The sequence below is a fragment of the Micromonospora sp. LZ34 genome, from assembly GCF_052981855.1.
Genome location: NZ_JBRIQN010000002.1, coordinates 374,061 through 394,523, shown reverse-complemented (window position 1 = coordinate 394,523; position 20,463 = coordinate 374,061). Strand labels below are relative to the sequence as shown.

At 74.3% G+C, this 20,463-nt stretch carries 15 protein-coding genes and 1 riboswitch; of the genes, 6 read left to right on the top strand and 9 right to left on the bottom strand.

Going from position 1 to position 20,463, the window contains the following annotated elements:
• Positions 1-174 precede the first annotated feature (174 nt).
• On the top strand, positions 175-582 hold the full coding sequence (locus ACVCAH_RS04250) for a peptidoglycan-binding domain-containing protein (protein ID WP_447134685.1): 408 nt from the start codon (positions 175-177) through the stop codon (positions 580-582).
• Positions 583-769: 187 nt separating this feature from the next.
• On the opposite strand, the gene ACVCAH_RS04245 is transcribed toward ACVCAH_RS04250, so the two are convergent.
• Both ACVCAH_RS04245 and ACVCAH_RS04240 read right to left on the bottom strand, forming a co-directional pair.
• On the bottom strand, positions 770-1,663 hold the full coding sequence (locus tag ACVCAH_RS04245) for an ABC transporter permease (protein WP_447134684.1): 894 nt from the start codon (positions 1,661-1,663) through the stop codon (positions 770-772).
• A gap of 100 nt (positions 1,664-1,763) precedes the next feature.
• Positions 1,764-2,795, bottom strand: a complete 1,032-nt coding sequence (locus ACVCAH_RS04240; protein ID WP_447134683.1) for an ABC transporter substrate-binding protein — start codon at positions 2,793-2,795, stop codon at positions 1,764-1,766.
• A gap of 267 nt (positions 2,796-3,062) precedes the next feature.
• On the opposite strand from ACVCAH_RS04240, the gene ACVCAH_RS04235 reads away from it, so the two are divergent.
• From ACVCAH_RS04235 to ACVCAH_RS04220, 4 genes are all read left to right on the top strand, one after another.
• Entirely contained in the window at positions 3,063-3,848 is a 786-nt protein-coding gene (locus ACVCAH_RS04235; protein ID WP_447134682.1) for an ABC transporter ATP-binding protein, read from the top strand.
• Positions 3,849-3,897: 49 nt separating this feature from the next.
• Positions 3,898-4,848, top strand: coding sequence for an LLM class F420-dependent oxidoreductase (locus ACVCAH_RS04230; RefSeq protein ID WP_447134722.1), 951 nt, complete (start codon positions 3,898-3,900; stop codon positions 4,846-4,848).
• The gene (locus ACVCAH_RS04225; RefSeq protein ID WP_447134681.1) at positions 4,845-5,153 is read left to right on the top strand and encodes a cupin; all 309 of its coding nucleotides are present in this window, start codon (positions 4,845-4,847) and stop codon (positions 5,151-5,153) included. The genes ACVCAH_RS04230 and ACVCAH_RS04225 overlap by 4 nt, the downstream gene beginning before the upstream one ends.
• 77 nt (positions 5,154-5,230) lie before the next feature.
• On the top strand, positions 5,231-8,068 hold the full coding sequence (locus ACVCAH_RS04220) for a hypothetical protein (protein WP_447134680.1): 2,838 nt from the start codon (positions 5,231-5,233) through the stop codon (positions 8,066-8,068).
• Positions 8,069-8,145: 77 nt separating this feature from the next.
• On the opposite strand, the gene thiC is transcribed toward ACVCAH_RS04220, so the two are convergent.
• The 7 genes from thiC to thiE form a co-directional block, all read right to left on the bottom strand.
• Entirely contained in the window at positions 8,146-9,738 is a 1,593-nt protein-coding gene (thiC, locus tag ACVCAH_RS04215; RefSeq protein WP_447134679.1) for a phosphomethylpyrimidine synthase ThiC, read from the bottom strand.
• Between the two features lie 17 nt (positions 9,739-9,755).
• Positions 9,756-10,544 carry a bifunctional hydroxymethylpyrimidine kinase/phosphomethylpyrimidine kinase gene (thiD, locus tag ACVCAH_RS04210; protein WP_447134678.1) on the bottom strand — a complete coding sequence of 263 codons (789 nt, stop codon included), beginning with the start codon at positions 10,542-10,544 and terminating at the stop codon, positions 9,756-9,758.
• Entirely contained in the window at positions 10,541-11,224 is a 684-nt protein-coding gene (locus ACVCAH_RS04205) for a thiamine phosphate synthase (RefSeq protein WP_447134677.1), read from the bottom strand. The genes thiD and ACVCAH_RS04205 overlap by 4 nt, the downstream gene beginning before the upstream one ends.
• A 104-nt stretch (positions 11,225-11,328) precedes the next feature.
• Positions 11,329-12,099 (bottom strand): thiazole synthase, encoded by a 771-nt coding sequence (locus tag ACVCAH_RS04200; protein ID WP_447134676.1) that lies wholly within the window; start codon positions 12,097-12,099, stop codon positions 11,329-11,331.
• Positions 12,096-12,296, bottom strand: coding sequence for a sulfur carrier protein ThiS (thiS, locus tag ACVCAH_RS04195; protein WP_447134675.1), 201 nt, complete (start codon positions 12,294-12,296; stop codon positions 12,096-12,098). Before thiS ends, ACVCAH_RS04200 begins: the two co-directional genes overlap by 4 nt.
• Positions 12,287-13,567 carry a glycine oxidase ThiO gene (gene thiO, locus ACVCAH_RS04190; RefSeq protein WP_447134674.1) on the bottom strand — a complete coding sequence of 427 codons (1,281 nt, stop codon included), beginning with the start codon at positions 13,565-13,567 and terminating at the stop codon, positions 12,287-12,289. Before thiO ends, thiS begins: the two co-directional genes overlap by 10 nt.
• A complete protein-coding gene (thiE, locus tag ACVCAH_RS04185; protein WP_447134673.1) occupies positions 13,561-14,187 on the bottom strand; it encodes a thiamine phosphate synthase in 627 nt (208 codons plus the stop codon). Before thiE ends, thiO begins: the two co-directional genes overlap by 7 nt.
• Positions 14,182-14,291: riboswitch (TPP riboswitch) on the bottom strand. (Overlaps the previous gene by 6 nt.)
• A 313-nt stretch (positions 14,292-14,604) precedes the next feature.
• On the opposite strand from thiE, the gene ACVCAH_RS04180 reads away from it, so the two are divergent.
• Positions 14,605-20,430, top strand: coding sequence for a ThuA domain-containing protein (locus tag ACVCAH_RS04180; RefSeq protein ID WP_447134672.1), 5,826 nt, complete (start codon positions 14,605-14,607; stop codon positions 20,428-20,430).
• The last annotated feature ends 33 nt before the right edge of the window (positions 20,431-20,463 follow it).

The following is a 20,463-nucleotide window of genomic DNA, read 5'->3' as shown; positions in this document are numbered from 1 at the left end:
CTCACTCTAATCCATGAGGTGGGACGGCATATGCGACATGCGAAAAGAGCCGGGCGTAGGTGGGCGCGGGTTGCCGCCGCCGGCGTGGCTGCAACGGCGCTGACCGCCGGGCTGGTCAGCCCCGCACCAGCGCGGGCTTCGGCCGCCCAGGGCGTCATCTCCGGATCTGGTGCCGTGACCGACGACTTCGGCGACGAGGCCACGCTGAGCCGATACGGTTCATATCGCTACAGCACGGCTGTCGCGCTGTGGCAACGGATCCTGGTCGCCGAGGGCTACCTCGCCACCTCCGGCGTCGACTGCGACTTCGGGCCGGCCACCCAAGCCGCTACCGTGAAGTACCAGCAGCGGTACGGCCTGACGGCCGATGGTGTTGTCGGCACGCAGACTTGGAGCAAGGCGGACAACTTTCTGGTCAACGAGTACCAGACCGTAGGCTACGAGTCGATCGTGTACAAGTCGCCGAACAGGGTCGAGGAGATCTCTTTCCGTCGCGGGGGCAACGGTTACTACGAGACATTCCTGCCGGGGGGCAGGGTCTGGGCAACCGCCTGGAACACCTCCGCGTCGCCGTACTGCTGACCGACCGGAGACGAGCGGCAGCGTGGGGCGAGCCCCGGACCTTCATGGTCCGGGGCTCGTCGCTGAGCAGCTGACCCGACCTGCTGCGACGCAGGCAGCACTCTGTCGGGCAACGCGGAGAAGCGTTGCACCAGCGGCTTGCCCGGCCGTTGCGGACCGAGCTGCCCCCGGCGGGTGGCAGGGGTCGTCACCTGGCCGAGGTGGTTTCGCGGACCCAGGGCAGAGCGAGGCGTTCGACCAGGGAGAGAGCGCTGTAGAGCACGATGCTCATCGCCGCGATCAGCACGATCGCGGCCCAGGCCGTCGCCGTGTCCCCGATGCCGTTGTACTGGAGGATCTGGTAGCCCAGCCCCGGCAGGTCCGAGTAGAACTCGCCGATCACCGCGCCGATCGCGGCCAGCGGCATGGCCACCTTGAGCCCGACGAAGATCTGCGGCAACGCGGCGGGGAAGCGCACCTTGCGGAACGCCTGCCACCACGAGGCGTTCAGCGACCGGGCCAGCTCGGCCAGGTCCGCCGGGGTGGTGGTGAGCCCGGTCGCCGTGGAGAGCACGATCGGGAAGAAGCAGAGCAGGAAGACCATGGTCAGGATCGGCTTCTCGCCCCAGCCGACCGAGACCACCAACAGCGGACCGAGGGCGATCTTCGGCACCGCGTTGACCGCCACCAGCAACGGGGCGAACATCCGCTCGACCCGGCGGGAGGCGGCCAGCGTCATCCCGATCAGCACCCCGGCGACCGCCGAGAGCAGGAAGCCCACCAGCGTCATCAGGGTGGTGCGCCCCAGCGCCGGCAGCAGCACGTCGGCGGTCGAGGTCAGTGCGGTCCACACCGCCTGCGGCGGCGGCAGGGACGCCGGGTGCACCAGCTCCAGCACCGACGTGACCAGCCACCAGGCGGTCAGCGCGATCACCAGGCCGAGCAGCGGCAGGCCGACCGCCGCCGGGCGTACGTCCGGCCGGCGTCCGGCCGCGACAGCCGGCGGCGTGCCGGGCGTCGCCACCCCGGGTGCGCCGGTCGGGGCGTCGGCCCCTCGCTCCGCCCCCGCAGGGCCGGATCGGGTACCGGTCGTCTCCGTCACGGGTCCTCCTCTCCTGCCGGCCACCGCCGGCACGCGACGGGGGTGCGGCCCGCGGGTCATCCCGCTGGGTCGCACCCCCGTGGCACGGGTCGGCGTCGCCTCAGGCCTTCGGCGCGAGGTTGAAATCGATGATCTGGTCGGGGGTGAGGTTCTGCTTGAGGGAGCCGGCGCCCTGCAGGATCGCGATGCTCTTGGCGACCCGGCCGCTGTCCAGGGTGCCGAGCGCGGTGCCGGAGTTGCTGGACCGGACGTACCCGGCCATCAGCTGCAGCTCCGCGGCGGCGGCGTCGACGTTGGTCGCGTCGACGTTCTTCTTCAACAGCTCGGCCGCCTCCTTCGGGTTGGCCAGGCTGTACTCCAGGCCCTTCAGCAGGGCGGCGGTGAACCGCTTGACCATGTCCGGCTTCTCCTTGGCGATCTTCGCCGAGGTGATCAGCACGTTGCCGTAGAGGTCCTGCATCACGTTGCTGTACGGCAGCATGACGGCCTTCTTCTTGGTGACCGTCTCGATCGTCGGCTGCCCGACGACGAACTGGCCGATGCCGTCGACCTGCCCGCTGGCCAGGGTGCCCATCAGGGTCTGCGCCTCACCGTTGACCCAGGTCACCTTGCTGGCGTCCACGCCGGCCATCCGGGCGTACGTCGGGAAGAGGTTGCGGACCACGGAGCCGGGGGTGTCGGCGAGCTTCTTGCCCTCCAGGTCCTTCGGCGACGCGATGTTCTTGCCCTCGACGGTGGCGATCGCGGCCATGGTGCGCTGCTGGATCGCGGCCACCGCGACGAAGTCCTTCGCCTGGCCGTTGCCGAGCTGGAGCAGGCCGCCGGTCAGGTCGATCGGGCCGAACTGGGCCTGGCCGCCGACGATCGTCTGGATCACGGCGCCGGTGCCCTGACCCGGCTTGATCTCCACGTCGAAGCCCGCGTCCTTGAAGAACCCCTTCTCCTTCGCCACCCAGGCGTAGGAGTCGCGGCCGAAGTTGCCGAACGAGGTGAGGTAGGTCACCTTCTCCAGCGCCGCGCCCTCGGGGCCCTTGGCGTCGTCACCGGAGTCCGAGCCACCGCTGCATGCCGTGACCAGGGCCAGGGCGGTGGCCAGGGCGGCCGTGGCGACCGTACGGGTCAGCCTTCTCATCAGTGCACCATGTCCTTTCCGACCGGGGCCGGCAGGGCCACCGGAGGGGTTGTCTGGCGGGGTCGGCGGAGGGGGTGAAGCCGACACCACCGTCGTGAGGGGACTCTTCGCGCGCACAGCGTACGAGAAACAGACCTTTGTGATGCCAGGCGTACCGGGTTGCGGAACGGAAACAAACTGACGTCCACCCCGGACGGTGCGTGATGGGCACGAGCCGGATACCCTTTGCCGCGTTCCTGATCGCCCACTCAGGGGAGGCCGCCGGAGATGATCCGAGTGTCCGGGGTGTCTCGCACCTTCGACGGTCGCGGCGGCCGGGTCGAGGCGCTGCGCGGCATCGAACTTGACGTCGCCGAGGGCGAGTTCGTGGCCGTGCTCGGCCGCTCCGGCTGCGGCAAGTCCACCCTGCTGCGGCTGATCGCCGGCCTGCTCCCGGTGACCAGCGGCGAGATCACCGTGGCCGGTACGCCGATCACCCGCCCGCGCCGGGACATCGCGATGCTCTTCCAGCGGCCGGCCCTGCTCCCCTGGCGCACGGTGCTGGACAACGTCCTGCTGCCGGTGGAGATCTTCGGCTGGAAACGGGCCAGGCACCGGGAGCGGGCCCGGCAACTGCTCGACCTGGCCGGGCTGGCCGGCTTCGAGAAGCGCCTGCCGCACGAACTCTCCGGCGGCATGCAGCAGCGGGTCTCGCTGTGCCGTTCGCTGATCGGCGAACCGCGGGTGATGCTGATGGACGAGCCGTTCTCCGCGCTCGACGCGCTCACCCGGGAGGAACTCTCCGGCGAACTCCAGCGGATCCACATGGAGAGCTCGCCCACCGTCGTCTTCGTCACCCACTCGATCGACGAGGCGGTCCTGCTGGCCGACCGGGTGGTGGTGCTCAGCCCCCGCCCCGGCCGGATCCGCAGGATCGTCGAGGTGACCATCCCCCGGCCACGCACCCTGGGCCGCAACGCGCACCTGGCGGACGTCGCCCAGGTCAGCGCCGACCTGCACGAGCTGCTGATGGAGCGGGACGCGCCGGCGCCCGCCGGCGCGGAGGAACGATGAGCGAGCGCAGCGAGCGAATCAGCCAGCTCAACGGAGTGGCGTCATGAGCATGCGGGTCTGCGTCTTCACCGAGCCGCACCGCGGCGCCAGCTACGACGACCAGCTCCGCTTCGCCCGGCTGGCCGAGGCGGGCGGCTTCGAGGGCTTCTTCCGGGCCGACCACTACCAGTCGATGGGCGACGACCCGGGACTGCCCGGTCCCACCGACGCCTGGCTGACCCTGGCCGCGCTGGCCCGGGAGACCACCCGGATCCGGCTCGGCACGCTGGTCACCTCCGCCACCTTCCGGCCGCCCGGCCCGCTGGCCGTGATGGTGGCCCAGGTCGACCAGATGAGCGGCGGCCGGGTGGAGCTGGGCATCGGCGCGGGCTGGTACGAGCGGGAGCACACCTCGTACGGGATCCCGTTCCCCGCGGTGGGCGAACGGTTCGACCGGCTCGCCGAACAGCTCGAGGTGATCACCGGGCTGTGGCGCACCCCGCCCGGCGAGACGTACAGCTTCACCGGCGACCACTACCGGCTGCTGGACGCGCCCGCGCTGCCGAAGCCGGTGCAGACGCCCGGGCCGCCGGTGATCGTCGGCGGGCGCGGCCCGAAGCGCACCCCGGAACTGGCCGCCCGGTACGCGGACGAGTTCAACATGCCGTTCAAGTCCGTCGCCGAGACCGCCGAGGCGTACGAGCGGGTGCGGGAGGCCAGCGAGCGGACCGGCCGATCCGCCTCCGGGCGGCCGCCGCTGGTCCTCTCCGCCGGGATCGTGGTGGCGATCGGCCGGACCGACGCCGAGGCCCGGCGGCGGGCCGCTCCGCTGCACGTGAAGAGCGCCCTGCCGCCGGAGGACCCGGTGGTGGGCTCGCCGGCGCAGCTGGTCGACCGGATCGGCGAGTTCGCCGCCGCCGGCGCCACCCGGGTGCACCTGCGACTGATCGACTTCGCCGACCTGGACCACCTCGAGCTGATCGCCGCCGAGGTGCTCCCCCACCTGGACGGAGACCGATGACCGACGTGATCGACGAGCACGAGCTCGGGCCGGTGGGCCAGGAGATCGTGTACGAGAACGACCGGGTGCGGGTGTGGCACATCCGGCTCGAACCCGGCGAGCGCCAGCCGCTGCACCGGCACGACCACCCGTACCTGGTGGTGGCGATCCAGGGCGCGAAGAACGTGGTGCAGACGATCGACGGCACCCGGATCGACGCCGACGAGCCGACCGGCGGGGTGGTCTACCGGGACCCGGGCGCCGTCCACATGCTCACCAACGTCGGGGAGACCACCTACCTGGCCCGCCTGGTCGAACTCAAGTAGACCCGCCGCGAGCAGGGCCGGCACGCCGCACGGCGTGCCGGTGGCGATCGGGCGCACCGGACCGTAACGTGCCGGACATGGCCTTTCGGACCTGGAGCAGACTGCTGCTCACCGCGCTCGGGGTGAGCCTGCTGGCCGGCGCCGGTCAGCTCGGCCTCGCGTACGGCTTCGGCATCCTGCGGCTCACCGGCAGCTTCACCGGCGTCACCGTCAACCAGTGGCCGGCCCAGCTGGTCTGGGTCGGCTGGTGCGCGGCGAACGCCGCCGTGGTCGGTGCCGTCCTCACCGAACGGATGGCCCGGCGGGACGGTCCGCTCACCGGCACCGGGCGGCAGTTGGCCGTCGCGGCCGCCGCCGCGCTGGGCGCCACCGTGGTCGCGCCGCTGTGCATGCAGCCCGCGCGGGCCGCTGAGCTGGTCTCCGTCGACCCGGTCTGGGCGGTCGGCATCTGCGCCGTCCTCGGCGCGGTGGTGGGTGCGGGCGCCGCGCTGGCCGTACTGGTCAAGCCGCCGGTCGGCTGGAACATGGCGGCGGTCGCCGGCGTGCTCTGGCTGCTCGCGCTGCTGTCGGTCGCGCCGTCGCTCGCCGCCACCGGGCCGCTGCCGATGGTCCGGCTCGGGGTCCTCGAGCCGGCCTGGCTCGACGCCGACGCGGCGCAGCGCCTGGCGATGCTGGTCCTGCCGACGACCGCCCTGCTCGCCGGCGCGGCGACCGGGGCGGCGGCCCGCTGGCGCGGGCACCCGCCGCTGGTGGCCGGGGCCACCGGGGCGGCGGGGCCGGTGCTGGTGGCGTTCGCCTACCTGACCGCCGGTCCCGGCGACGTCGTCGACCGCTACCAGCTCGCGCCCTACTACGGCGCCCTGCTCGCGGTCGCCGCCGGCGCGCTCGGCTCGGCCGCCGCCGCGCTGGCGCGCTGGCCGCTCGGCGCGCACGCCGCCGGCACGCCGGCCCCCGGCACGCAGGCCATCGAACCGACCGACATCCTGCGACCGCTGCCCGCCGGTCCGGACCTGCCGACCGCCGGGGCGCCCGCCGAGGCCGGATCGGCGCGGACCGAGCCGGCCGCCGAACCGGCCGGCGCCGACCTGGCCGCCCGGACCACCGGCACGGACGCGATCGGCACCGTGCCCACCGCCGGCGGATCCACGGGCCGGGCCGCCCCGGCGCACTGGGACTGGCCGGCGGCCGGCCCGACCGGCGACCTGCCCCCGCGCGCCGGCGACCACCACCCGGCCGGCCGGGACACCACCGGCGCCCCGCTGACCGCCGCCGGGGTGGCGGACCGGCCACGCGGCGGCGGCACGACGGCGGCACCCGCCCCGCGGACCGCGTCGCCGGACCAGCCGGCGGAGAGCCGGGCGACCCTCGCCGAGCCGACGACGTTCCCCGCGACGCCCGGGGCGCCGGCCGGGTCCACCCGCGGCGCGGCGCGGTCCACCTCGCCCACCGAGCCCGCCCCGGCCGCGGCGACGTCGACCGTCGCCGGGACGACGGACCCCGCGGCGGCGACCGGCGGCGACCGGGCCGCGTCGGACGCGCGCCCGGAACCCGTCCCGGCGGACGACGCGGCCGAGCAGGCGAGCAGCGCCAGGAAGGCCCGGTCGTCCCGCCCCGCCGGCACCCCGGCCGCCGGCCGGACGAGCCGCCGCCCGGCCGCCTCCGGTCCGCGCGAGGAGTCGGTAGCCGCCGAGCCGGCCGACGGCGCCGCGGACGCCGCCGAACAGCCCGCCCCCCGACCCCGGCGGGCGCGCAAGGCGAAGGCCGCCACCAAGCGCGCCGACCCGCCCGCCCCGGCTGCCGCCCCGGCGACGCCCGCCACCGCTGCCGCCGGCGCTGCTGCCGAGCCAGTGGTGCCCGGCGGCACCCCGACCGGTCCGACCGCGCCCGGCAGCGTCTCGACCGGTCCGACCGCGCCCGGCAGCGCCTCGGCCCCTCCGACCGAGCCCGGCAGCATTTCGGCCCGTCCGACCGCGCCCGGCAGCGCCTCGGTCGCCCCGACCGGACCCGGCGGCGTTTCGGCCCGTCGGACCGGGCCCGGCAGCGTTTCGGCCGGCCCGGAAGCGGCCGCCGGCTCCGCAGCCACCGCCGGCCGCGATGCCCCCACCGCGGCCCGCACCCCGGGCGCCGCCCCGGCCCACGCCGGGGACACGGCCGCCACGCGCACGCCGGCCGCCGCAGCGGCCGTCCCGCCCGTGCCCACCACCGCGGACGCCAACGCTGCGCCCCCGCCCCCGATCGTGGACGCCACCGGCACACCGGCGACAGCCAAGGCTCCCGAGGTGGGTGAGCGGCACGGCGTGACGCCCGAGCCCGCCCGGCCGGTGTACAAGGCGGTGCCGGAACCCGCCACACCCACGCCCGACCGGCCGGCCGCGCCGCGCTCCACCGGGCCGGTCGCGCCGGCGTGGTCGGCGCCGCCCCGGCCCGCGCCCGCCGTCCGGGACGAGGCGACCGGACCGGCCCCGGTCGAGGAGACGCCCGAGCCCACCCGTCGGCCCCGGCACCGGGCTCCGCTGCCCGACCTGGATCGGGCCGCCAGTTGGGAGGCCCTCGCCACCGCCCGGCGCGCCGGTCCGGTGTCGCCGGCGGACGGCGCCTCGCCCGACGGATCCACCCCGGACGGAGCGGCCGACGACGCGGCCGAGACACCCGCCGACGCGGACCCGGGGTCGACGCCCGCCGGGACGGAGCAGAACGGCGGCCGGGTCCGCGGCCGGCTGGGGCTGTTCCGGCGCAACCGCGCCCGGACCGGCGAGGAGAGCCCCGACGAGGCGGACGAGGAGCCGCTGCCGGCGCAGGACGAGGAGTACGTCGACTGGGTGGCCGGGCTGGGCCGGCCCCTGGCGGACAACGAACCGGAGCAGGAGAGCGGCCGCCGCTCGCTGCGCTCCACCGGCCGCCACCACCGCGACTGACCGTTCTCCGGGTGCGGTTGTTGCTGCTCCAGCGACAACAACCGCACCCGAAGGAACGTCGCCAGCACCGCCGGGCGTCAGGCCAGCGGCAGGTAGACCCGGCCGCCGGAGGAGACGAACTCCGCGGACTTGTCCTGCATACCGCGCGCCGCATACTCCTTCAGCTCCTGGGTGATCTTCATGGAGCAGAACTTCGGCCCGCACATCGAGCAGAAGTGCGCGGTCTTCGCCGGCTCCGCCGGCAGCGTCGCGTCGTGGTACGACCGCGCCGTCTCCGGGTCCAGCGAGAGGTTGAACTGATCCTCCCAGCGGAACTCGAACCGCGCCTTGGACAGCGCGTCGTCCCAGGCCTGCGCGCCGGGGTGCCCCTTGGCCAGGTCGGCGGCGTGCGCCGCGATCTTGTACGCGATCACGCCGGCCTTCACGTCGTCCCGGTCCGGCAGCCCGAGGTGCTCCTTCGGGGTCACGTAGCAGAGCATCGCGGTGCCGAACATGCCGATCATCGCGGCGCCGATCGCCGACGTGATGTGGTCGTACGCGGGCGCGATGTCGGTGGTCAGCGGGCCGAGCGTGTAGAACGGCGCCTCGTGGCACCACTCCTGCTGGAGGTCCACGTTCTCCTTGATCTTGTGCATCGGCACGTGCCCGGGGCCCTCGATCATCACCTGCACGTCGTGCTCCCAGGCGACCTTCGTCAGCTCGCCCAGGGTGCGCAGTTCGGCGAACTGCGCCTCGTCGTTGGCGTCCGCGATCGACCCGGGCCGCAGCCCGTCGCCGAGCGAGAAGGTCACGTCGTAGCGGGCCAGGATCTCGCAGAGCTCGGCGAAGTTCGTGTAGAGGAAGTTCTCCCGGTGGTGCGCCAGGCACCAGGCGGCCATGATCGAGCCGCCCCGGGAGACGATTCCGGTCACCCGGTCGACCGCCATCGGCACGTACGGCAGCAGCACCCCGGCGTGCACGGTCATGTAGTCCACGCCCTGCTCGGCCTGCTCGACGACGGTGTCCCGGAACACCTCCCAGCTCAGCTTCACCGGGTCGCCACCGACCTTCTCCAGCGCCTGGTAGATCGGCACGGTGCCGATCGGCACCGGCGAGTTCCGGACGATCGCCTCGCGGGTCTCGTGGATCCGCTTGCCGGTCGACAGGTCCATCACCGTGTCCGCGCCCCACCGGGTCGCCCAGGTCAGCTTCTCCACCTCCTCGGCGACCGACGAGGTGACCGCCGAGGTGCCGATGTTCGCGTTCACCTTCACCAGGAACGCCTTGCCGATGATCGCCGGCTCGCACTCCGGGTGGTTGACGTTGAGCGGCAGCACCGCCCGCCCGGCCGCGATCTCGTCCCGGACGAACTCCGGCGCCATCCCCTCCCGGATCGCCACGAACTCCATCTCCGGGGTCACCACGCCGGCCCGGGCGTAGGCGAGCTGGGTGGGACGTCGGCCGTCCGCGCCCGCGAGCGGAGTGCCCGCGCCCCGCACCGGCGCGACGTCCCCGCGCTCGGCGATCCACGGTCCGCGCAGCGGCGGCAGCCCGACCGCCGGGTCGGAGCCGGGCCCGGAGGTGTCGTAGAGCCGCACCGGCGGGTTGTCACCGGTCAGCACCACCTCGGCGAACGGCACCCGGACGTCCGGCCGCGAACCCTCGACGTACACCTTGCCACGTGCCTGCATGACAGCCTCCCTGGTGATCAACCGGACCAACCGAAGTGGTCCAGCGGGCCGCGTCCCGCGCCCAACTCCCAGTCCCGCGCGCCGGTCAGCGCGCGGGTCACGTACTCCTTGGCGGTCCGCACCGCCGCCGGCACCGGATCGCCGAGGGCCAGCCGGACGGCGATGGCCGCCGAGAACGAGCACCCGGTGCCGTGGTTGTGCCGGGTGGCCACCCGGGGCGCCCGCAGCAGGGTCGTGACGCCGCCGCCGTGCAGCACGTCGACCGCCTCGCCGTCCGCGTCCACGTCGCCGCCGGTCACCACCACGTGCGCCGGGCCGCCCGCCGCGAGTGCCTCGGCCGCGGCGACCATCTCCTCGACCGTGGTCACCGGGCGTCCGGTGATGGCCGCGGCCTCCGCGCAGTTCGGCGTCACCACCTCGGCGTACGGCAGCAGCCGCTCGACGGCGGCGACCACGCCGAGCGCGTGTCCACTGGTGGCGACCAGCACCGGGTCGACGACCAGGTGCGGCAGCCGGCCGGCCCGGGCCGCGTCCGCGACCGCGTCGGCGACCGCCGGGCTGCCCAGCATCCCGGTCTTGACCGCGCGCACGGCGAAGTCGGCCAGCACGCTCTCCAACTGGTCGGCGACCGTGCGCGGGGGCAGCGGCAGGACCGCGTCGACGCCCCGGGTGTTCTGCGCGGTGACCGCGGTGAGCACGCTGGTCCCGTACGCGCCGAGGGCGGCGAAGACCTTGAGGTCGGCCTGGATGCCGGCGCCGGCGCCGGAGTCGGAGCCGGCGATGGTGAGGACGGTGGTGGGGGTCACGTCGCTCCTCGAGTGGTTGCGCTTGAGGGCTGCGGCCGACCGTGCGCGCTCGTCGTGGTTGCGGTTGGGGGCTGCGGCCGACCGTGCCGGGTGGTGGTCGCCGCTTGGAAGGCTCTGGTCAGCGTGGCGGCGGCCTTGGTGGGGTCGTCGGCGCGCATGACGGCGCCGAGGACTGCCACTCCTGCCGCGCCCGCCTTGATGCAGGCGTGTACCTGGTCGGGGGTTTCGATGCCGCCGAGGGAGAGGATCGGCACCGGGCTGCACCGGATCAGTTCGCTCAGCCGGTCGGGGTGCAGGGGTGGGCCGTAGCCGGGTTTGGTCCTGGTGGGGAAGACGGGCGAGAGGGTGGCGTAGTCCTCTGTGGTGAGTCTGGCCAGCTCGGCCCGGTCGTGGCAGGAGCGGCCGACGAGGTTGAGCGGCGGTGGCGGGTAGGGGCCGGCCGACGGCAGGTGGACGGCGTCGCCGTCGAGCGGGTCGGGGCCGGCGACGATCAGGGTGCCGCCGACCTCGGCGAGGATCGGCCGCAGTTCCGCCGCGAGCGCCGATCGTTCGGTGCGGGGCAGGTCCTTCTCCCGCAGCACCACCCACCGAACTCCGCCATCGACGGCCCTCGCCACCACCTCGACCAGCGGCCGCCGCGCCACCCGTCGATCGGTCACCACCACGACCCCGGCGGGCACCCGCGGGGTGCCCGACGAGATCTTGGAGGATTCCGGCCCCTCCAGGGGCCGTTTCCTTCCAAGATCGGCTTTGGCCTGAGTGGCGGCCGCCCCTGGAGGCGGGGTCACAGGGTGGGCCTGCCGTCGTCGGGGGTGGACGGGAGGGCGTGGAAGCGGCGGGCGATCCGGCCGGCGCCGGCGGCGAGCCGGCCGGCCTCGACCGCGTACCGCATCGCGGTGGCCATCGCCACCGGGTCGGCGGCCCGGGTCACCGCGCTGGCCAGCAGCACCGCGTCGCAGCCGAGCTCCATGGCCAGCGCCGCGTCGGAGGCGGTGCCGATGCCGGCGTCGAGGATCACCGGCACGTCCACGCTCTGCCGGATCAGCCGGATGTGGTGCGGGTTGGAGACCCCCAGGCCGGAGCCGATCGGGGCGCCGGCCGGCATGACCGCCGCGCAGCCCACGTCGGCCAGCCGGCGGGCGAGCACCGGGTCGTCGCTGGTGTACGGCAGCACGGTGAACCCGTCGGCGACCAGTTCCTCGGCGGCGCGGAGCAGTTCCAACCCGTCCGGCAGCAGGGTCCGCTCGTCGCCGATCACCTCCAGCTTGACCCAGTCGGTCTCGAACGCGTCCCGGGCCAGCCGCGCCACCTTGACCGCCTCACCGGCGGTGTAGCACCCGGCGGTGTTCGGCAGCAGCCGCACCCCGCACCGGTCGAGCAGCGCCAGCAGCCCACCGGGGGTGGTGTCCACCCGGCGCAGCGCGACGGTGACCAGCTCGGTGCCGGACGCCCGGATCGCCTGCTCCAGCACGTGCAGGTTGGCCGCGCCCCCGGTGCCGAGGATCAGCCGGGAGTTGAACGCGACGCCGCCCAGCTCGAAGGTCACCGCACTCACCCGCCCTGGGCGGCGCTGAGCACCTCGACCCGGTCGCCGTCGCGCAGCACGGTCGCCGGCCACCCGGCCCGCGGCACCACCTCGCCGTTGACCGCCACCGCCACGCCGCGCTGCTCCGGGGTGACCTCTCGCACCAGCTCGGCCACCGTGGCGCCGCCGGGCACCGTCCGCCCGGCGCCGTTCACCGTCAGTTCCACCTGTCCTCCTCCGTCGTCTGCTGGTCCGGCCGGGTGCGGGCGGACCGGCCTGGGCCGCCTGCCTCGGCCTGCGCGATCCGGTCGAGGTGCTCCGCCGGCGGGCCGCCCGGCCGCTGCGGCGCCGCCTGCCCGGGTCGGCGGGCCGGCACCGCCCGGTCCGGCCGCGGCGGCGTCGCCGGCTCGGGTGGGCGGGCCGGCCCGAACCGGTCGGGCGTGAAGGGGGCGAGCAGCGGGTCCGGCGCATCCCCGGCGGCCAGGCCGGCGATCAGATCGGCGGTGACCGGGGTGAGCACGATGCCGTGCCGGTGGTGGCCGGTGGCGGCGAGCACGTCCGGCCGGCCGGGCAGCGGGCCGAGGATCGGGGCGTTGTCCGGCGTGCCGGGGCGCAGCCCGGCCACCGCCTCCACCAGGTCGTACCCGGCCAGCTCGGGGAGCAGGTCGACGGCGGCGCGGAGCAGCCGCAGCACCGCCTCGGCGGTGACCGTGCGGTCGGCACGCTCCTCGACCGTCGCGCCGACCACCACCTCGCCGTCGGCGCGGGGCACGAGGTAGACGTGCTCGCCGTCGGCGTACCCCCGGATCACGTGTCGGAAGCCCGGCGCCTCGTCGCCGGGCGCGCGGAGCCGGAGCACCTGCCCCTTCACCGGCCGGACCGGAAGGCCGGCCAGCGCGGCGGCGCCGCAGCCGGCGGCCACCACGGTGACCCCGGCGTCCACCTCGGACAGCCGGCGCACCGCGCCGGGCACCAGCACCGCGCCGGCCGCCTCCGCGGCGGCCCGCAGCGCCGGCACCAGCAGCCGCGGGTCGACCTGGTGGTCGGTCGCGGCCAGCGCGCCGCCGCGCACCCGGGGCGCCAGCGCCGGCTCGCGGTCGCGAAGCTGCGAGGGGCGCAGCGGCGTCACCGGCAATCCGAGCCCCTGCTGGTACGCCCAGAGCCGGCCCGCCTCGGCCAGGTCGTCGGCGGTGAGCCCGACCATCAGGGTGCCCTCGGTCCGGTAGCCGATCGGCAGCCCGCTGGCCCCGGTCAGCTCGGCGGCGAACGCCGGCCAGCGCGCGGCGGACTCGCAGAGCAGCCCGGTCAGCTCGCGCTCGCCGAAGTACGCCTCGGCGACCGGGGCGAGCATCCCGGCGGCCACGGCCGACGCCCCGGACCCGGGGGCCGGGTCGTGCACGACCACCCGCAGTCCCCGCGCCGCGCACCGCCAGGCGACGGCCAACCCGATCGGCCCCGCGCCGACCACCGCCACGTCCGGCCGGCCGGCGGTCAGCACGTCAGCGCCCCGAGCAGGTCGGCGGTCGCCCGACCCGGGTCGGCGGCGCCCGACAGCGCACCGACCACCGCCACCCCGTACGCCCCGGCGGCCCGCAGCGCCGGCACGCTCGCGGCGGTGACCCCGCCGATGGCGATCACCGGCACGTCCACCGCGGCGGCGACCGCCCGCACCCCGGCCGGGCCGATCGGGTCCGGCAGGCCCTCCTTGGTGGCGGTCGGGTGGCAGGGGCCGACGCCCAGGTAGCTGGCCCCGGCGGCGACCGCTTCGGCGGCGGTGCCCGGGTCACGCGCGGTGGCGCCAAGCACGGCGGCGGAGCCGAGCACCCGGCGGGCCGCGCCGACCGGCAGGTCGTCCGCGCCGACGTGCCCGCCGCCGGCGCCCACCGCCAGTGCCACGTGCAGCCGGTCGTTGACCAGGCAGGTGGCGCCGTAGCCGGCGCAGAGCGCGACCACCCGGCGGGCCAGGTCGTACGCCTCCCGGTCGGTCGCGGAATCCTCCACCCGGACCTGCACCACCAGTTCGGCGCGGGCCACCGCGAGGGCGGCCCGGACCACGGTGAGCGGATCCCGCCCGGGTCGGGTGTCGGTGACCAGATGCAGTCGCCCAAGGGACGGCACGGCAACACTCCTCCCTGCGCCGGCATTACCCGGATCAGGTTCGACGGTCGGGGGCTCCCAGCCCCCCTCTCAGCCCGGTCAACCGGGCTCCCGTGGGTTACGTCGGTGTCACCGTACGACAGATCCGCCGGCCTGCCAAGGTGGTCCGGCCCACCCGGGGCGGCCCGCGGCCCGGGCCGGGCGGAGCCGGCCACCGCCGAGCACTTCGTACCGTCCTGTTCGGAATGTCGCCCGCCGTTGCGAAACCGTTACCGGCCGGCATCTTGCCCGATACGCATTCAGCGGGATTAATTTGTTCAGCGATTCGACAAAATGCCGGTGCGGACACCCTGGCACGGTGCCCCCGCCGGTCCACCTGGGACGGTCTTCGGCGAGCCGGCCCCCGCGATCCCTGTCCACCGCGACATAGGAGGCGGCGTGTCCCGATCTCGTCGTGCCCGCGTACCCGTCCTTGCCACCCTGCTACCCCTCGCGATCGCCGCGACCAGCCTGTTCGGCGTCCCCGCCGCGCAGGCCGCGCCCGCCGCGCCGCTGACCGCACCCGTCGCGCAGGCCGCACCGCTGGCCGCGCCGGCGCCGGCGGCCGACGAACCGTTCTCGGTGCTGGTGTTCTCGAAGACCGCCGGCTTCCGGCACGACTCCATCCCGACCGGTATCGCCGCCATCCAGCAACTCGGCGCGGCCAACGGGTTCACCGTCGACGCGACCGAGGACGGCGCCGCGTTCAGCGACGACAACCTCGCGAAGTACCGGGCGGTGATCTGGCTCTCCACCACCGGCGACGTCCTCGACGCCGAGCAGCAGGCCGCGTTCGAGCGCTACATCCGCGCCGGCGGCGGGTACGTCGGCATCCACGCCGCCTCGGACACCGAGTACAGCTGGGCCTGGTACGGCGACCTGGTCGGCGCCTACTTCGCCAGCCACCCGGCGAACCAGCAGGCCACGGTGAAGGTGGAGGACCACGCCCACCCGGCCACCGCCGGGCTGCCGGAGCGCTGGTCCCGGTTCGACGAGTGGTACAACTACCAGTCCAACCCGCGCCCCGACGTGCACGTGCTGGCCAGCCTGGACGAGACCAGCTACTCCCCCGGCGCCGGCGCGATGGGCCACGATCACCCGATCGCCTGGTGCCAGGACTTCGAGGGCGGCCGGGCCTGGTACACCGGCGGCGGGCACACCCGGGAGTCGTACGCGGAGCCGGAGTTCCTCGCCCACCTGCTCGGCGGCATCCGCACCGCCGCCGGGGTGGCCGACGCGGACTGCGGCGCCTCGCTGACCGGGAGCTTCGAGAAGGTCACGCTGGACAGCAACACCAGCAACCCGATGGAGCTGGACGTCGCCCCGGACGGTCGGGTCTTCTACGTCGAGCGCGACGGCCGGGTGCAGATCGTCAAGCCGGACACCGGCAACACGGTCACCGCCGTCGACCTGAACGTGTTCACCGGCAACGAGGACGGCCTGATCGGTATCCGGCTCGACCCGGACTTCGCCACCAACAACTGGGTCTACCTCTACTACGCCCCGAACGACGGGATCGCCCGCAACCTGCTCTCCCGGTTCACGGTGACCGGCGACACCATCGACCCGGCCAGCGAGAAGCAGGTGCTGCGGGTCGACACCCAGCGCAACACCTGCTGCCACGCCGGCGGGAGCATGGTCTTCGACCGGGCCGGCAACCTCTACCTGGCCACCGGCGACAACACCAACCCGTTCGAGTCCAACGCGTTCACGCCGATCGACGAGCGGCCGGGCCGGCAGGACTACGACGCCCAGCGCACCTCCGGCAACACCAACGACCTGCGCGGCAAGGTCATCCGGATCCACCCCGAGGACGACGGCACGTACACCGTGCCGGCCGGCAACCTCTTCGCCCCGGGCGCCGAGAAGACCCGGCCGGAGATCTACGCCATGGGCTTCCGCAACCCGTTCCGGATCGGCATCGACCCGGCCACCGACACGCTCTACGTCGCCGACTACGGGCCGGACGCCGGCGCCGCCAACCCGGACCGCGGCCCCGAGGGCACGGTCGAGTGGAACATCGTCGGCACCCCCGGCAACTACGGCTGGCCGTACTGCACCGGGGCGAACTACGCCTACAACGACTACCAGTTCCCCTCCGGCCCGAGCGGGCCGAAGTTCGACTGCGCCGCGCCGGTGAACAACTCCCCCAACAACACCGGCCTGACCAACCTGCCGCCGGCAATCCCGGCCACCGTCGACTACGACTACAGCGGCAACCCGCGCTTCCCGGAGATCGGCGGCGGCGGCGCGCCGATGGGCGGCCCGGTCTACCGGTACGACGCCGACCTGAACTCCGACCGGAAATGGCCGGCGTACTACGACGGCAAGGCGCTCTTCGGCGAGTGGAACCAGTCGAAGATGTACACGATGCAGGTGACCGCCGACGGCCGGTCGCTGGTGGACATCAACCAACTGCTCACCGGCATGAGCCTGATCCGGCCGATGGACTTCGAGTTCGGCCCGGACGGGGCGATGTACCTGATCGAGTGGGGCAGCGGCTTCGGCGGCAACAACGACAACTCGGGCGTCTACCGGGTCGACTACATCGCCGGTGACCGGGCGCCGATCGCGGTCGCCTCCGCCACGCCGACCTCCGGGCCGGCGCCGCTGACCGTGAACTTCTCCAGTGCCGGCTCCCGCGACCCGGACGGCGGCACGCTCAGCTACGCCTGGGCGTTCGGCGACGGGCAGACCTCCACCGAGGCGAACCCGACGCACACCTACGCCGCGGCGGGCAGCTACCCGGCGCAGCTCACCGTCACCAACCCCAAGGGCCGCACCGCGGTGGCGAACGTGCCGATCACCGTCGGCAACACGGCCCCGACCGTGACCATCGAGTTCCCGCCGGACGGCGGCTTCTTCGACTGGGGCGACCAGGTCCGCTACACGGTCAAGGTGACCGACCCGGAGGACGGGGAGATCGACTGCGACCGGGTCAAGCTCCAGGTGCTGCTCGGCCACGACGAGCACGCCCACCCGCTGGAGCAGCACACCGGCTGCACCGGCACCGTCCAGACGTCGCTCGCGTCCGGGCACGGCGCGGAGGCGAACGTCTTCGCCGTGTTCGAGGCGACCTACACCGACAACGGCGGCACCGGCGGCGCCGGCCCGCTCACCGGCCGGGCCATCGAGCAGCTCCAGCCGAAGCGCAAGCAGGCCGAGTTCTACACCGCCACCGGTCGGGCGCCGGTGAGCACCGGCGGCGGCGACCCCGGCGTGCAGAATGAGACCACCGGCGACACCGCGGGCGGCGCGCAGAACATCGGGTTCATCGAGGACGGCGACTGGTGGTCGCTCGCCCCGGCAGACCTGACCAACATCACCTCGATCCGGTTCCGGGTCGCCTCCGCCACCACGGGCGGCCGGCTGGAGGTCCGCGCCGGCGCGGTTGACGGGCCGCTGGTCGCCACGGCCACGGTGCCGGGTACCGGTGCGTGGCAGACGTACACGGACGTGACCGCGCCGGTGACCGGCACGGCGAGCGGCACGTTGTACTTCGTGGCCCGGCACCCGAGCGGCGGCGCGGGTTCGCTGTTCAACGTCAACTGGATGGACTTCCTCGGCCGGGGCGTCACCGAGAACGCGCCGCCGGCGCTCACCGCCACCGCCACCCCGGCGACGGGCACCGCGCCGGTCACCATCGCCTTCGACGGCACCGCCACCGACGCCGAGGGGGACACCCCGCTGACGTACGCCTGGGACTTCGGTGACGGCGGCACGGCGAGCACCCTGGACGCCAGCCACACCTACACCACGCCCGGCACCTTCACCGCCACCCTGACGGCGACGGACAGCCGGGGCGCCCGGTCGTACGTGACCGTCCCGGTGCGGGTGGACGCGCCGAACACGTCCTGCTTCGGGGCGCGCTCGGACGACTTCACCGGCACCGAGCTGGACCGGGCGCGCTGGAGCGTGGTCCGGGAGAACCAGTTGCACTCGGTCTCCGGCGGGGCGCTGCGGCTGCCCACCTCGGTCGGCGACCTCTACGGCGGGCGCAACGACGCCACCAACCTGGTGCTGCAGCCCGCGCCGGCCGGGGCCTGGCAGGCCACCACCCGGGTGACCCTGCCGGTCACCGCCAACTACCAGCAGGCCGGCCTGCTGGTCTACGGCGACGACGACAACTACGCCAAGCTGGACCTGCTCTACGGCGGCAGCCGGCGGGTGGAGTTCATCCGGGAGACCGCCGGCGCACCGCGCAACGAGGCGGGCGACAGCATCGCCGCGCCGGCCGGCGACACCCTGCACCTGCGGGTCACCAGCGACGGGACGAACCTGACCGCGGCCGTGTCGGCCGACGGGCAGACGTTCACCCCGGTCGGCCGGTCCGCCGCGCTGGCCGGGATCACCAACCCGCGGATCGGGCTGTTCGCGCTCAACGGCGGCACCGACGCGCCGGTGGTGGACGCCGCGTTCGACTGGTTCCAGGTCTCGCCAGACGAGCCGGCCGGGCCGGTCGACCCGTCGGACGAGTTCACCGGCGACGCGCTGGACAAGTGCCGGTGGGATGCGATCCTGCGGGAGGACCCGACGGGCTACCGGGTGACCGGGGGCGCGCTGCGGGTCGACGTCCCCAACGGCGACATCTACGGCTCCGGCAACTCGGGGCCGAAGAACTTCATCCTCCAGAACGCCCCGTCCGGTGACTGGACGCTGGAGACGAAGGTCGACGGCAGCCTGCTGAACGAGCAGTACCAGCAGGCCGGGCTGATCGTGCACGCCGACGACGACAACTACCTGAAGTTCGACTACATCGTCGACAACCAGCCCGGCCAGCCGGTGACCCGGCGCATCGAGTTCCGCAGCGAGATCGGCGGCGCGGTGCAGAACCCGCAGCCGGAGGCGGCCAACCTGACCGGTTCGGTGTGGCACTTGCGGCTGGCCCGCAGCGGCGACACCTTCACCGCGTCGTACTCGGCCGACGGGACGGCTTGGACGCCGTTGACGGCGCTCGCCAACAATGCCGTCGGGGCGACGCCGAAGGTGGGGCTGTTCACCCTCGGCGCCAACCAGACGGCGTCGAAGAGCGCGGCGTTCGACTACTTCCGACTCACCACCGAGGCGGCCGACCGGACCGCCCCGGTGACCGGGGCCGCCGTCTCCGGCACCCCGACCGAGGGCTGGCACACCGGCCCGGTCACCGTCACGCTGACCGCCGCCGACGAGGACGGTGGCAGTGGGCTGGCCGGCACGGCGTACCAGTTGGACGGGGCGACCGCCTGGACGGACTACACCGGCCCGGTGCAGGTCACCGGTGACGGCGAGCACGAGCTGCGGTTCCGCTCGACCGACCGGGCGGGCAACGTGGAGTCGACGAAGACCGTCGCGGTGAAGATCGACACCACCGGGCCGGTCACCTCGGCGACGTTCGCGCCGGCGAACGACGAGGGCTGGCACGACGGGACCGTCCCGGTCGTGCTCACCTCGACCGACGCCGGGTCCGGGGTGAAGACGGTGGAGTGGTCGCTGGACGGCGGCGCCTGGACGCCGTACGCGGAGCCGGTCGAGGTGACCGGCGACGGCCAGCACGAGCTGCTGTTCCGCTCGACCGACCGGGCCGGCAACGCGGAGACGCTGAAGTCGGCGGTGCTGCGCATCGACGGCACGAAGCCGACGCTGCTGGTCTCCGGGATCGCCGACGGCCAGCTCTACGGCGACAGCCAGGACGTCCGGGTGTCCTGGCAGGCGGTCGACCCGACCTCCGGCATCGCCGGCGTGGTGGGCGAGCTGGACGGCCGGCCGTACGCCAGCGGCACGCTGCAGGCCATGTACGAGCTGCCGCTCGGCCTGCACGAGCTGACCGTCACCGCGACCGACAAGGCGGGCAACCAGACCACCTCGGAGGTCCGGTTCTTCGTCACCACCTCGTTCCGGGACATGCAGAACCTGCTGGACCGGTTCAAGGCGACCGGGCGGCTCTCGACCAAGGCGCACAAGCAGCTGTCGGCGAAGCTCGGTGAGGCCCGGACGGCCGAGGCGGCCGGCCGGGACGACCGGGCGATCAAGGCGCTGACCGCCTTCCGGGCGCTCGCGGCCGACGCCACGCTGGTGGCCGAGGCGGAGATCCGGGACACTCTGGTCCGGGACGCCGACGCCATGATCGTCCGGCTCGGCGGCACGGCCAGCCGGGCGGGCCTGCGGGCGAACGACGGCGAACCGGTCGACGGCGCCGGCCGGCTCGGCGGCGATCCCACCCGGATCGCCCCCGGCCGCCGGCTCTGATCCGCGGGGCCCCTTCCCGCCGCTCCGGTGGCG